Raw genomic sequence first — 13,790 nt, 5'->3', positions numbered from 1 at the left:
CTCGGGTCAGAGCGTCGGAAGCCACTCCTGCACGGCGGCGACGATGGCGTCGTCCTTGCCCTTGAGGTCGTGACGGCCGCCCTCGAGCCACACCGTGGTCACCGGCCCGGGGACGAGCGCCAGGGCCTCGGCGAACTCGTCCGGCGTGCCGAACGGGTCCCTGGTGCCCGAGATGAACAGGCACGGCAGGTCCAACGCCGGCAGGTGCTCGGTCCGCAGCTTGTCGGGCTTGCCCGGCGGGTGCAGCGGGTACGAGATCAGGACGAGGCCCGCGGCGGGCATCCCCTCGGCGACCGCCATCGAGCAGATGCGCCCGCCCATCGAGCGCCCACCGAACACCAGGCCGGCGGCGTCGACCCCGAGATCGCTCGCCACCACGCCGGCCTCCTCCTGCACGAAGGCCACCAGCTTCGGGGCTCGATCGGGCGCCTTGCGCCCCTCACGGCGGTAGGGGAAGTCGACCCGCGCCACGGGCAGCGGCGCCAGTGCCTCCTCGAGGGCCACGAGGGTGGGATGGTCCCGCCCGCTCCCCGCCCCCGGCGTGAGGAACATCCCCGTCCCGGCGCTCACGAGCGGCAACCGACCCGCGCTCGCTCCGTTCTGGTATCTGGTTGGCTACGCCGGCGTAGCCGGCGAGATACCAGAACGAGAGGATGGGTGGTGCGCGGACCGGGGACCGACATCGCTCAGGATGCTAGGAGGATGCGGCGGGCCTCGGTGAGGTCGGCGATGCGCTGGGCGGCGCCGTCGGCGTCGGCGCCGTGGTCGGGGTGGGCCTGGCGCAGCAGCACCCGGAAGCGCCGCTGCACGTCGGCGCGCTCGGGCCGGAAGGGGTCGGGGTCGGCGCCGGCGGTGAACCCGAGGAGGTCGAGCGCCCAACGCACCGGGTCCTCGAAGGCGGCCGGTGACCACGAGCGGGCCCCCTCGGTGCCCGACAGGTGGGCGATGAGGGCGGGGCCGATGTCCCCGTACCAGCGCAGGCCCTTGCGGATGGCCCCCATCACCGAACGGCGCTCGACCGGATCGAGCTGGCCGGCGGCGTAGACCGCGCCGAGGACGTACTGCGCCGGCGCCCCCTTGTCGTCGAAGTCGAACTCCATGGCCTCGCCCTGGCCCAGGAGGCGGTGGCGGCTGCGGGTGAGGCCCACCTTGTCGGTCTGGTACCGGTAGCGCAGACGGGGCTGGGGGATGCGCCGGCCCTCCTCGAGCTGGACGATGAGCCGGTGCAGGTCGGGCAACAGGTCGGGGTCGAGGTCGATGGCAGCGCGCGCGGCCACCCCGCCGAGGAGGACCCCGCCGAAGCCCGGGGCGGGGTGGACGGGCAGCGAGCGGTTCCCGAGGGCGACCCGTCGCGTGGGGGCGATGGGCCGCGAGTGGAACACCTCGAGCTCGGCCAGGATCACGGTCGAACGCTACCGGCGCCCACCTCACCTCACCGGGTCGGGCGGGACATCCGTCGGGGGACCGACCGGGCCGGTGTCAGACGAACTCGCGGAGGAGCGTGCGCAGGTCGGTGGCCCGCTCGATGATCAGGTCGTCGTCCTCGACGTCGTTCTCGAAGTCGGCCGCGAGGGCGCTCGCCCGGGCCACGATCTCGTCCCACACGCCGCGCTCGAAGCCGAACGGGAGCGACAGGGCCCGGGCCCGCCCGGAGGCGGCGACGAAGGTGAGCACACCGTCGGGGTCGCGCGCGTCGTGCATCAGCCGATCGGAGGAGACGAACAGGTCGGACAGCACCTGCTGGGCGGCCATGCCGTCCTCCTCGTCGGCCAGGCCGGCGTCGAGCTCGTCGCCCTCCTCGTCCTCGAACTCGTCGAAGACGGCCTCGACGCGGGCCTCGTCCTCCTCGAGGACCACCAGGTCACCCTGCTCGTCCCACTCGTAGGGGATGCCGGCGGCACCGAGACGGTCGGCGAGGCCCGATCGCTGCTCGTCGCTCCACCCACCGACCTCGTAGGCCAGCTTCTCAGCGTCGGGATCCAGGGCGGGCATGGCGGCCAGATCGATGCTGTCGACGATCTCGTCGGTGGCGTCCTCGTGCTCGGCCCGCACGACGAGCGTGCCGGCCTCCCAGACGTGGGGGATCCCCTGGTTGTTCAGCAGGCCGTCGAGGAGCAGGCGGGACTCGCCCGACCAGTCGTCGAGCTCGTACTCGACCTCGTCGTCCCCTTCCTCGTCGTCGCCCGGCCCGTCGTCACCGTCGTCGAGCGCGTCGACCGCCGCCTCGTCATCGCATTCGAGCTCACCATCGCGCTCGTCGCCGTCTTCGATCTGGTCGACCGCGACCTCGTCGCCACCTTCGAGCTCGTCGTCGCCGTCCGGGCCCTGCTCGCGGTCGTCAGCCATCGGGCGATGCTACCGACCCGCCGCGGGCCCAGACGGCCGCCCGACGAGCGGGCTCAGAAGACGGGGCGCTCCACGTAGCGCCCGAAGACGTCGGCGAGGGTGCCCATGATCTCCCCGACCGTGGCGTAGGCGTGGACCGCCTCCAACAGCGCCGGCATGAGGTTCGCGTCAGGTGCGTGGGCGTCGGCGGCCAGACGGTCGAGGGCAGCGTCGACGGCGTCGCGGTTGCGGCCGGCTCTCACCTCGGCGAGGCGGTCGACCTGGCGCTTCTCGTCCTCGGCGGTGATGGCCAGCAGGTCGGGCTGGGCCTCGTCGTTGCCCTCCGTGAAGCGGTTGACGCCGACCACGACGCGCCGGCCGTCCGCCACGCGCTTCTCGAAGTCGAAGGCGGCGTCGGCGATGAGCCCCTGGAACCAGCCCTCGTCGATGCCGGCGTAGACACCTTCGAGCATCGACCCGTCGCCCTTCGCCTCGATCTCGGCGAACAGCGCCTCGGCGGCGGCGTCGATCTCGTCGGTGAGTTGCTCGACGAACCAAGAGCCGCCGAGCGGGTCGGCCACGTGTGCCACCCCGGTCTCGTGGGCGATCACCTGCTGGGTGCGCAGCGCGATGCGGGCGGTCTTCTCGGTGGGGAGGGCCAGGGCCTCGTCCATCGAGTTCGTGTGCAGGCTCTGGGTGCCGCCCAGGACGCCGGCGAGGGCCTCGATGGCCGTGCGGGCGATGTTGACCTCGGGCTGCTGGGCGGTGAGCGACACGCCCGCGGTCTGGGTGTGGAACCGCAGGCGCAGCGAGCGCTCATCACGGGCGCCGTAGCGGTCGTGCAGCCAGCGGGCCCAGATGCGCCGGGCGGCCCGGTACTTGGCGATCTCCTCGAAGAAGTCGACGTGGGCGTTGAAGAAGAAGCTGAGGCGGGGGGCGAACTCGTCGACGTCGAGGCCGGCGGCCTGGGCCAGCTCGACGTAGGCGAACCCGTTGGCGAGGGTGAAAGCCAGCTCCTGCGCCGCCGTCGAGCCCGCCTCGCGGATGTGGTACCCGGAGATCGAGATGGGGTGCCACCGCGGCATCTCGGCGGTGCAGAAGCGCACGGTGTTCTCGACCAGGCGCATGGCCGGCCGCGGAGGGAAGACGAACTCCTTCTGGGCCTGGTACTCCTTCAAGATGTCGTTCTGGAGCGTGCCGCTGAGGCGGGCCCGCTCGACCCCGGACTTCTCGGCTGTGGCGACGTACATGGCCAACAACACCGCCGCCGGCGAGTTGATGGTCATCGACGTGGAGACCTTGCCGAGATCGATGCCGGCGAAGAGATCCTCCATGTCGGCCAAGGTGTCGACGGCGACGCCGCACTTGCCGACCTCGCCCTCGGCGTGCGGGTCGTCGGAGTCCCGGCCCATCAGGGTGGGCAGGTCGAACGCGGTGGAGAGGCCGTCCCCGCCGGCGGCGAGGATCTCGCGGAAGCGCTGGTTGGTGTCCTCCGCGGTGCCGAAGCCCGCGAACATGCGCATCGTCCAGAGCTTCGTGCGGTACATCGAGGCGTGGGGGCCCCGGGTGTAGGGGTACTGGCCGGGGAACGGGCCCTCGTCGGGGCCGTAGACGGCCTCGAACGGCACGCCCGACAGGCTCTCGAAGGTCGCATCCCGCTGCGGCGCTGCCTCGAGCGCCTCCTGCCATCTGCTTCGCGCCGACTCCGTCGGCGCCCCTTCGGGATCCGGTCGCTCCTGCGCCGCCGCTCCGCTCCGCTCCGCAGCCTCGCCACTCATGCGGCGGACACCTCGCTACCCGGACCAGTCATGCCTCCAGTCTTTCAGGGTCGAGGGGGCGTCCTCTAACGTCGGCGCATGACTGGGGAACCACAGGTACCGGATCGCAACCTGGCCATGGAGCTGGTGCGGGTCACCGAGGCGGCGGCACTGGCTGCGTCGCGGTGGATGGGGCGGGGCGACAAGGAGGGTGCCGACGGTGCCGCGGTGGACGCCATGCGCATCGTGCTGGGCACCGTGCCCATGGACGGCATCGTCGTGATCGGCGAGGGCGAGAAGGACGAGGCGCCGATGCTCTTCAACGGCGAGGCCATCGGCGACGGCACGCCCCCGGCCACCGACATCGCCGTGGACCCGATCGACGGCACCACCCTGACCGCCCTGGGTCGCGGCAACGCCGTGGCGGTCATCGCGGTCAGCGAGCGGGGCTCCATGTTCGACCCGGGCCCGTGCGTCTACATGGAGAAGATGGCCGTCGGCCCGGAGGCCAAGGGCAAGGTCGACATCCGCGCCTCGATCACCGACAACCTGAAGGCGGTGGCCGAGGCCAAGGGCGAGTCCGTGCGCGACGTCACCGCCGTCGTGCTCCACCGTGACCGCCACCAGGGCATCATCGACGAGATCCGCGAGGCCGGCGCCCGCATCCGCCTCATCCAGGACGGCGACGTGGTCGGGGCCATCTCGACCTGCTGGCCGGACTCGGGCGCCGACATCCTGTTCGGCATCGGCGGTACGCCCGAGGGCGTCATCACCGCGGCGGCGCTCAAGGCCATGGACGGCGAGCTCCAGGGCATCCTGTACCCCCGCAACGACGAGGAGCGGGAGGCGGCCCTCGCCGCCGGCTACGACCTCGACCGGGTGCTCACCCAGGACGACCTGGTGGACAGCGAGAACTGCTTCTTCGCCGCCACCGGCATCACCGACGGCGAGTTGCTCAAGGGCGTGCACTACGACAGCCGAGGCGCCACCACCCAGTCGCTCGTCATGCGCTCGAAGTCGGGGACGGTCCGGGTGGTCAACGCCCGCCACCGGCTCGACAAGCTCCGCGACTACACGTCCATCTCGTTCGACTAGATCCCACTACCTCCGGAGGAATGAACGATGGCTGACGCCGAGACGCTGGCGGCCAAGGACTTCAAGGCCGACGTGCCCATGCCGAACGAGCCCTTCTTCCTCAAGGGCTCGAACAACCTGGACTGGGGCCTGAAGAACCGCCTCGCCAACATCTTCGACGCCACCTCGGGCCGCACGGTCATGCTGGCGTTCGACCACGGCTACTTCCTCGGTCCCACCAGCGGCCTCGAGCGGGTCGACCTCGACATCGTCCCGCTGATCCCCCACGCCGACACCCTCATGCTCACCCGCGGCATCCTGCGCACCACCATCCCGCCCACGTACACCCGCGGGATCGTGCTGCGGGCGTCGGGCGGGCCCAGCATCCTTCGGGAGCTGTCCGACGAGCAGATCGCCGTGTCCATCGACGAGGCCATCCGCCTCAACGTGGCCGCCCTGGCCGTCCAGGTGTTCATCGGCAGCGAGAACGAGACGCAGTCGATCCACAACATGACCCGCCTGGTCGACGCCGGCAACGCCGCCGGGATCGCCACGCTGGCGGTCACCGCGGTGGGCAAGGACATGGTGCGCGACGCCAAGTACTTCCGGCTGGCCACCCGCATGTGCGCGGAGCTCGGCGCCACCTATCTCAAGACGTACTACGTCGACGAGGACTTCGACACGGTCACCGCCGGCTGCCCGGTCCCCATCGTGATCGCCGGCGGGAAGAAGATCCCCGAGGCCGATGCACTGAACCTGGCCTATCGCGCCGTCCAGGAGGGCGCCGCCGGCGTCGACATGGGCCGCAACATCTTCCAGGCCGAGCACCCCGTCGCCATGATCCAGGCCGTGCGCAAGGTGGTCCACGAGGACCTCAAGCCCGCCGAGGCCCTCGAGCTGTACCAGACCCTCGGCGCCGAGGGCTAGGCGCACCGCATGGCCGGGGGGACGGCGGTCGAGCGGCTCCGCGCCCTCGGGCCCACCGTCAGCGTGGGCATGCTCACCGCGGACCTGGGCAACCTGTCGCGTGACATCACGGTGCTCGAGGGCACTGGTGTCGGCGTGGTCCACTTCGACGTCATAGACGGGTGCTTCTGCCCGATGACGACCATCGGCCCGCCCGTCGTGAAGGCGGTGCGGACGTCGATGCTCAAGGACGTCCACCTGATGATCGAGGCGCCGCTGCACAAGGTGGCGGACTACGTCGCCGCGGGCGCCGACATGGTCACGGTCCACCTCGAGTCGGAGCGCTACGTGCGGCGCACCCTCGTCGCGCTGGGCGCGATGGAGAACGTCAACGACCCCGCCCGCGGCATCGCGCGCGGCGTGGCGCTCCTGCCCGGCACCCCCGTCTCCGCCATCGAGCCGGTGCTCGACCTGGCCGACTACGTCCTCGTCCTCGCCGTCGACCCCGGTTGGGGCGGCCAGAAGTTCGCGTCACCGACCCCCGAGCGCGTCGCCGAGCTGCGCGCCCTCATCGCCTCGTCGGGCCACGAGGTGCTAGTGGGCGTCGACGGCGGGGTCACCAGGGCCAACATCGCCGACGTGGCCGCCACCGGCGCCGACCTCATCGTCACCGGCAGCGCCGTGTTCGACGGCGTCGACCCCGACGGCAACGCCCGCTTCATGCTCGACGCCCTCGCCCGGCGCGCGGGCGCGCCCGCCTGATGCAGAACCGCTGGTCGGACGCCGACGCCGCCGCGTTCGTCGAGCGCTTCGGTTCCTCGTACGGTCCGGACCTCGCCCTGCGGGCCTACTCGAGCCAGCTGCTGGGCTCCGACCCCGCGCTCGTCCTGCACGGCGGCGGGAACACCTCGGTCAAGCGGACGGTCACCGACCGCTTCGGCGAGCCGGTCGAGGTCATCGCGGTCAAGGCCTCCGGCTACGACCTCGCCACCGTGCCGCCGGAGGGCCACGTGGCCGTGCGCCTCGACCACCTGCGGCGACTGCGGTCGATCGACGACCTCACCGACGAGGAGATCGTCAACGAGCTGCGCACCCAGCTGCTCGACGCCTCGGCGCCCACGCCGTCCATCGAGACCCCGGTGCACGCCCTCGTCCCCGCCCCCTACGTCGACCACACCCACGCCGACGCCGTCCTCGCCCTCACCAACCAGGTCGGGGGCGACGCCCTCGTGGCCGAGGCCCTGGGCGACGACGTCATCGTCCTGCCCTACGTCTTCCCCGGCTTCCGCCTCGCCCACGCCGTGGCCGACGCCCTCGACGCCCGTCCCGACGCCACCGCCATGGTCTGGTCGAAGCACGGCGTGATGACGTGGGGCGCCACCGCGCGCGAGTCCTACGACCGCATGATCGACGTCGTCAGCCGGGCCGAGGCCTTCCTCGCCGCCCGTGGGGCCGGCACCGCCCGATCGCCGAGAGCGGACCTCTGGATCCAGAGCGAGCAGGAGCGGGTGGACCGACTGGCCCAGGTGGGGCCGGTCGTGCGAGGCCTCCTGGCCCGTCCCACCGGCGACGCCGACCGTCCCCACCGGCGGGTGGTGCTCGAAGCGGTCACCGACCCCGACGTGCTGGCCGCCCTCGACGCGCCGGGGGCGCGTGAACGCCTCGTGACCCCGCCGCTCACCACCGACCACCTCATCCGCACCCGGCCGCTGCCGGCCTGGGTGGACGAGCCCGCATGGGGCGACGACGAGGCGCTCGCGACCCAGGTCTCCGAGGCGGTCGCCGCGTGGCGCGACGCCTACGAGGCCTACCTCGACCGCCACCGCGCCCGGCTCCCCGCCGGTGTCACGCCCTTCGACCCGTCCCCGCGCATCGTGGCCCTCCCCGGCGTGGGCCTGCTGTGCGCGGGCGAGGACGCCGCCGACGCCCGGATCGTGGCCGACATCGCCCGCCAGACCGTTCGGGCCAAGGCGCAGATCGCAGCGATGGCCGGCACCTACGAGAGCGTCGGCGAGGACCACCTCTTCGACATGGAGCACCGCACCCTCCAGCACGCCAAGCTGCGGGCGACGGTCGACCCGCCGCTGGCCGGCCAGATCGTGCTGGTGACCGGGGCGGCCGGCGCCATCGGGTCGGGCATCTGCGAGGGCCTCCTGGTCGACGGCGCGCACGTGGTGGCCACCGATCTCCCGGGCGACGGCCTGGCGTCGCTCACCGCCGCACTGGACGCGATGGCCCCCGGCCGGGTGCTCGGCGTGCCGCTGGACGTCAGCGACCCGGACTCGGTCGCCGGCGCCTTCGCCGCCGTGGCAGCCCACTGGGGCGGCCTCGACGCCGTGGTGGTCAACGCCGGCCTCGCGCACGTGTCCTCACTGAACGAGATGGACCTCGAAGCGTTCCGCCGCCTCGAGCGGGTCAACGTGGACGGGACCCTCCTGCTCCTCCGCGCGGCCGGCACCCACCTCATCCGCCAGGGCACGGGCGGCGACGTGGTGCTGGTGTCCACCAAGAACGTCTTCGCCCCGGGCTCCGGCTTCGGGGCCTACAGCGCCACCAAGGCGGCGGCCCACCAGCTCGCCCGCATCGCCACCCTCGAGCTCGCCCCCCACGACATCCGGGTCAACATGGTCGCCCCCGACGCCGTGTTCTCCCACGAGGACCGCCCGTCGGGACTCTGGGCCGAGGTGGGCCCCGGCCGTATGAAGGCACGCGGCCTCGACGCCGAGGGACTCGAGGCCTATTACCGGGACCGCAACCTGCTGAAGGCCCGCATCACCGCCACCCACGTCGGCCGGGCGGTCTGCTTCTTCCTGGCCCGGCCCACCCCCACCACCGGCGCCACCCTCCCCGTCGACGGCGGCCTTCCCGACGCCACCCCCCGCTAGCGCTCGGCACCGTCCCGTCTCGGCCGCACCCTGGCGGTGACCCACTCGGCCACTCGCCACATCCCGACACCCGCCGCCAGGACCACCGGAAGGGCCAGGACGGGGGGCAGCACGGCCTCCGCCACCGGGTACACCTGCCAGTGCGTCAGGTAGATCCAGAGGGAGGCGCCGGCCACCAGACGCAGAGCGGGCACCGTCGCGCGGGGGACGGGCAGCGTCGGCAGCCACACCAGGGCCACGAGGGCGGCGGTGACGGCCAGGTCGCGCTGGCCATTGACGAACAGCCCCGGGACGAGGGCGACCGCAGCCACGCTGACGCCGATTCGACTCGCCGGTCCCGCCGCCCGCTGAGCGATCCAGCCGAGCAGGAAGCAGATCAGCACCGGGCCCATGAAGGCGGCCCAGGGGCCGGCGGCGTCGAGCGCCGGTAGGTCGAGACGCGAGCACGACACCAGGGCGAGCAGTGCCACAGGGATCGCGAGGGGATGGCGACGGTCCAGCCGCGCCGTGCCCGGGATGGAGTACAGCAGCGCCACCACGAACAGCACCTGGACCAACGCCTCGACGAACCAGTACCGCCAATAGGGCTCGCCCTCGGCGACGAAGATGTCGTCGACGAGGAGCACGTCGGCCACGCCGTACTTCCCGTTGACCAGGGCGACCAGGCTGAGCCACAGGACGCTCGGCACCGCCACGCGGCCCACCGAGGTGAAGAGGGCCCGCCGGCGCGCACGGCCGGCGGGCCGGGACAACTGGAAGCGGGCCAGGTTGAAGCCGCTGACCGCGAAGAGCACGTGGGCGCCACCGGCGACCGCCGCAGCCATCCCCAGGTGACGGGACACCACCAGGACGATGGCCAGCGCGCGGAGCACGACGGTCGTGTCGACCCGGGCCAGGCGGGACGGGCGCCGCTCCGACCGGACGAGCGCCTCGAGCGAGCCCACCGGGACGACGTGCCAGTCGGGTGGTGGGGTCCCCACCAGTCGCTCCAGCGCGACCGACGCCTCGACGTAGGAGAGCGAGTCCCCGCCGAGCCCGACGAACGTGTCGGTCTCCTCGACAGCATCGATCCCCAGCAGGCGACCGAAGACGGCCGCCACCGACGTCGACGGGTCTCCTGGGTCGGGAGCCGGGGCCGGCGCGCCGGCACGGGCGACCGCCTGGAGGTCGACCTTGCCCGACGCCAATCGGGGCAGCCGCTCGTAGCCCACGACCGACACGGCCGAGGGCGGGAGACCCAGCGGGCCACGCACCATCGCGGCCACCTCGTCGTGTGCGGGCGCCGGCACTCCCCCGGGCCCGCTCTCCACCCCGACCACGAGCCGTTGGTCGTCTCCGGTGCACACCGCCACGACGCCCCGCTCGCGGAGCGCGGCCTCCACCTGATCGAGGTCGATGCGCAGTCCGAACACCTTCAGGAACCGGTTGCGGCGGCCCACGACCTCGTAGAGGCCGTCCTCGCTGCGCCGGGCGAGGTCGCCGGTCCACAACTCGTCCACGGTGCGGCCGAGCGCCAGATCGGCGGCGCCCTCCGCGTAGCCCAACATGACGTTCGGACCGGAGTAGACGAGCTCCCCGACCTCGCCCGGTGCGACGTCACTGCCGGACCGGGCGAGCGATCCTGCGCCCACCGGCGCGACACGGAGGGCGCCGCCGGGGATCGGCCGGCCGATCGCGGTCGGACGGCTTCGGGCGAGTTCCGGCGGCAGGTAGGCCATCCTCGCCGTCGCCTCCGTCTGGCCGTACATCACGAACAGGTCCCATCCGCGGGCCGCCCCGAGGGTGGCGTAGCGCACCACCTGGTCGGGGCCCATCCGCCCGCCGGCCTGGGTCACGTACCGCAGCGTGGGCGTCTCCATCGAGGCGAACCCCACCCGGTCCAGCAGGTCGAAGGTGTGCGGCACGCCGGCCAGGCCCGTCGGCCCGTGCCGGTGGAACGCCTCCCAGAAGCACGGGTCCACGACACTGGTGTCGGTCAGCGCGACCGAGGCGCCATGAGCGAGGTGGGACGTGAGCACCGACAGCCCGTAGCAGTAGTGCAACGGCAGGGTGGTGATGCCCCGGTCGTCCGGCGTCAGGGCGAGGTACTCCCCGATCGCAGCGGCGTTGCTGTCGACGTTGGCGGCCGAGAGTCGGACCAGCTTCGGCGAGCCGGTCGATCCGGAGGTCGACAAGAGGAGCGCGAGCGACGGGTGCAGGTCGTGCGCCGACCCGGGGTGGAGCTCGCGTGGGTGCCACCCGTCGTCGCCCACGCAGACCACGTCGGGCCGGTAGCGATCGACGATCCCGTCCCGACGTTCCCGTTCGCCCGGCGCCACGACCAGTGCCGGGTGGCCTCCGGCGAGGGCGGCGAGCAGGGCGACGACGGCGTCGACGGTGGGAGCAGCCTCGACGAGCACGAGCCGCGGCGAGGCCCCGAGCAGGCCCGCCGCGTCGGCGACCCGCTCGCCGAGGTCCTCGTACGACACCGCGCCGGCGGCAGTGCACAGCGCCGGCCGCGCGCCCCAGTTGTCCAGGGACGTCGCCAGCACGGTCCCCTTCCGCACACCGGTCTGCGTCGCCACGGGCGAGGACTATAAGGCATGCCTAATGCCTGTCAAAAGGAGTCCCTGGCATCAGGGCGCGATGGCGGGCTCCCCCAGCTCGGCCGGCCAGGCCGTGCTGGCGCCACCCCGGTAGGTGACGTCGACGCGGTCGCCCGGGTGGTGCTGGGGAGCGGCGGCGGCGCGGACCCGCAGGCGGGGTCCACCGTCGCGTCGGACCGCGTAGACCGTGTCGTGGCCGTAGAAGGCGACCTCCTCGACGACGGCGGCGTCGCCCGTGGCGAGCACGAGGTCCTCGGGACGGACCAGGACCTGCACCTCGCCGTCGAGCGGCGCCCGAAGGGCGATCGCCCCCACCGGCGTGGCGGCGGCGGTGCCCGCCGCCGTGCCCGCGACCAGGTTGGCGTCGCCCACGAACGACGCCACCCAGGGGGTGGCGGGGTTGGCGTAGAGCTCGGCGGGGGCGGCCTGCTGGATCAGGTCGCCGTCGAGCATGACGGCCACCTCGTCGCCGATGGCGAAGGCCTCCTCCTGGTCGTGGGTGACGAAGATGGCCGTGATCTCCAGCTCGCGCAGCAACCGGTGCACCTCTGCCCGCAGCTCGACCCGCAACGCGGTGTCCAGGTTGGAGAAGGGCTCGTCGAGCAACAGCACCGACGGCTCGGGAGCCAGCGCCCTCGCCACGGCCACCCGCTGCTTCTGGCCCCCCGACAGCGTCCCCGGCATGCGGTCGCCCAGGCCCTCCAGGCCGACGCGCGCCAGGGCCTCCTGGACCCGCCTCGGCCGCTCGTTGCGATCGGGCACGCCGTAGCCCACGTTCCTCGCCACCGACAGGTGGGGGAACAGTGCCCAGTCCTGGAACACCATCCCGACGCCCCTGCGCTCGGGGGCGACGAAGGTGCGGGTGTCGTCCACCAACTGGCCCCCCACGACGATGGCCCCGGCGTCGATGCGCTCGAGGCCGGCGATGGACCGCAGCAGGGTGGTCTTGCCGCAGCCGCTGGGCCCGAGCAGGGCGGTGATGGACCCGCCGGCGACCTCCAGGTCGACCGAGCGCAGCACGGGGTCCGCCCCGTAGCGCTTCGAGACGGCTCGCACCCCGACACCGACACCGACACCGTTGGTCCGCTCGCTCATGGCGTCCGCCAGGCTACCGGCACACGGCTCCACGAGAGGCATGCGACCCAGTATCTGTTAGGGCAGCTTTACGTTCGCTCCTCCGTCACGGTACGGTACCGAGCCATGCGCCGCACCCGCCTCGTCGCCCTGCCCCTGCTGGCCCTCGCACTCGTCGCCGCCGTTCCGGCGTGCACCTCGGACAGTGAGCGGCTCACCATCTACTCGGGACGCAGCGAGGACATCATCGAACCGCTGCTCGTCGAGTTCGCCGAGGAGACCGGGATCGACATCGACGTCCGCTACGGCGACTCCGCGGACCTCGCCCTCCTCATCAACGAGGAAGGCGACCAGTCGCCGGCCGACGTCTTCCTCTCGCAGAGCCCCGGTGCGGTCGGCTTCCTCGACCAGCAAGGAGCCCTCGCCCCACTCGACGAGTCGATCCTCGACCTCGTCGACGCCGAGAACCGCGCGTCGGACGGCAACTGGGTGGGCATCTCCGGGCGCGTGCGCGTCCTCGTGTACAACACCGACGACGTGGACCCTGCCGACCTCCCCGACTCGGTGCTCGACCTCACCGATCCTGCCTTCGAGGGCGACGTGGCCGTCGCCCCGTCCAACGCGTCCTTCCAGGACTTCGTGACGGCCATGCGCAGCGAACTGGGCGACGACGTGGCCGAGGAGTGGCTGACGGGCATGGCCGACAACGATGCTCCCGTCTACGCCAACAACACCGCCATCGTCGAGGCCGTCGGGCGTGGCGAGGTGCCCATGGGGCTCGTGAACCACTACTACAACGTCCGGGCCAAGGAGGAGGACCCGTCGGTGCCGAGCGAGAACTACACCTTCCCCGACGGCGACATCGGCTCGCTACTGATCGTGACCGCCGCGTCGGTGCTCGAGACCTCCGATCTGCCGGACGAGGCCGCCCAGCTCGTCGAGTTCCTGTTGTCCGAGGACTCGCAGGAGTTCTACAGCGAGGAGACCTTCGAGTACCCCCTTGCCGCCGGCGTCGAGCCCGCGGACTCGCTGGCCCCGCTGGACACCCTGTCGGTCGACACCATCGACTTCGACGAGCTCGGCGGCGGACTCGAGCGCACCCGGGAGCTGATCGAGGACAGTGGCCTCGAGGACTGACGTCCTCCCGGCTCCGGCCGGCGCCCTCGAGGGCCCGGAACCGGACA

11 protein-coding genes are annotated in these 13,790 nt (G+C 72.4%); 5 read left to right on the top strand and 6 right to left on the bottom strand.

The window, feature by feature from the left end:
• Positions 1 to 6 precede the first annotated feature (6 nt).
• The 4 genes from JNK12_22755 to JNK12_22740 all read right to left on the bottom strand — a co-directional run bounded on the left by JNK12_22755 (position 7) and on the right by JNK12_22740 (position 4,103).
• Positions 7 to 552 (bottom strand): dienelactone hydrolase, encoded by a 546-nt coding sequence (locus JNK12_22755; protein ID MBL8778768.1) that lies wholly within the window; start codon positions 550 to 552, stop codon positions 7 to 9.
• 134 nt (positions 553 to 686) lie between these two features.
• A complete protein-coding gene (locus tag JNK12_22750; GenBank protein ID MBL8778767.1) occupies positions 687 to 1,403 on the bottom strand; it encodes a J domain-containing protein in 717 nt (238 codons plus the stop codon).
• A 76-nt stretch (positions 1,404 to 1,479) separates the two neighbouring features.
• Positions 1,480 to 2,346, bottom strand: a complete 867-nt coding sequence (locus JNK12_22745; protein ID MBL8778766.1) for a hypothetical protein — start codon at positions 2,344 to 2,346, stop codon at positions 1,480 to 1,482.
• A gap of 53 nt (positions 2,347 to 2,399) precedes the next feature.
• Positions 2,400 to 4,103 (bottom strand): methylmalonyl-CoA mutase, encoded by a 1,704-nt coding sequence (locus tag JNK12_22740; protein ID MBL8778765.1) that lies wholly within the window; start codon positions 4,101 to 4,103, stop codon positions 2,400 to 2,402.
• Between the two features lie 117 nt (positions 4,104 to 4,220).
• Here JNK12_22740 and glpX point away from each other — a divergent pair, with 117 nt between their 5' ends.
• Genes glpX through JNK12_22720 form a run of 4 tightly spaced genes read left to right on the top strand, consistent with a single transcriptional unit; the run spans position 4,221 to position 8,947 of the window.
• Entirely contained in the window at positions 4,221 to 5,177 is a 957-nt protein-coding gene (gene glpX / locus JNK12_22735; GenBank protein MBL8778764.1) for a class II fructose-bisphosphatase, read from the top strand.
• Positions 5,178 to 5,204: 27 nt separating this feature from the next.
• On the top strand, positions 5,205 to 6,083 hold the full coding sequence (gene lsrF, locus JNK12_22730) for a 3-hydroxy-5-phosphonooxypentane-2,4-dione thiolase (protein ID MBL8778763.1): 879 nt from the start codon (positions 5,205 to 5,207) through the stop codon (positions 6,081 to 6,083).
• Between the two features lie 9 nt (positions 6,084 to 6,092).
• The gene (locus tag JNK12_22725; protein MBL8778762.1) at positions 6,093 to 6,824 is read left to right on the top strand and encodes a ribulose-phosphate 3-epimerase; all 732 of its coding nucleotides are present in this window, start codon (positions 6,093 to 6,095) and stop codon (positions 6,822 to 6,824) included.
• Complete coding sequence (locus tag JNK12_22720) at positions 6,824 to 8,947, top strand: bifunctional aldolase/short-chain dehydrogenase (protein MBL8778761.1); 2,124 nt, start codon at positions 6,824 to 6,826, stop codon at positions 8,945 to 8,947. The genes JNK12_22725 and JNK12_22720 overlap by 1 nt, the downstream gene beginning before the upstream one ends.
• Here the strand turns inward: JNK12_22720 and JNK12_22715 are convergent.
• Complete coding sequence (locus tag JNK12_22715; GenBank protein MBL8778760.1) at positions 8,944 to 11,511, bottom strand: AMP-binding protein; 2,568 nt, start codon at positions 11,509 to 11,511, stop codon at positions 8,944 to 8,946. The genes JNK12_22720 and JNK12_22715 overlap by 4 nt on opposite strands.
• Positions 11,512 to 11,562: 51 nt before the next feature.
• Entirely contained in the window at positions 11,563 to 12,627 is a 1,065-nt protein-coding gene (locus JNK12_22710) for an ABC transporter ATP-binding protein (protein ID MBL8778759.1), read from the bottom strand.
• Positions 12,628 to 12,732: 105 nt separating this feature from the next.
• On the opposite strand from JNK12_22710, the gene JNK12_22705 reads away from it, so the two are divergent.
• Complete coding sequence (locus tag JNK12_22705; GenBank protein MBL8778758.1) at positions 12,733 to 13,743, top strand: iron ABC transporter substrate-binding protein; 1,011 nt, start codon at positions 12,733 to 12,735, stop codon at positions 13,741 to 13,743.
• Positions 13,744 to 13,790 lie beyond the last annotated feature (47 nt).

The organism is Acidimicrobiales bacterium (assembly GCA_016794585.1).
Taxonomy (GTDB): Bacteria; Actinomycetota; Acidimicrobiia; order Acidimicrobiales; family DATDAH01; genus JAEUJM01.
Note: the sequence above shows the minus strand (reverse complement) of the source record. Positions and strands in the feature narration are given on the sequence as shown.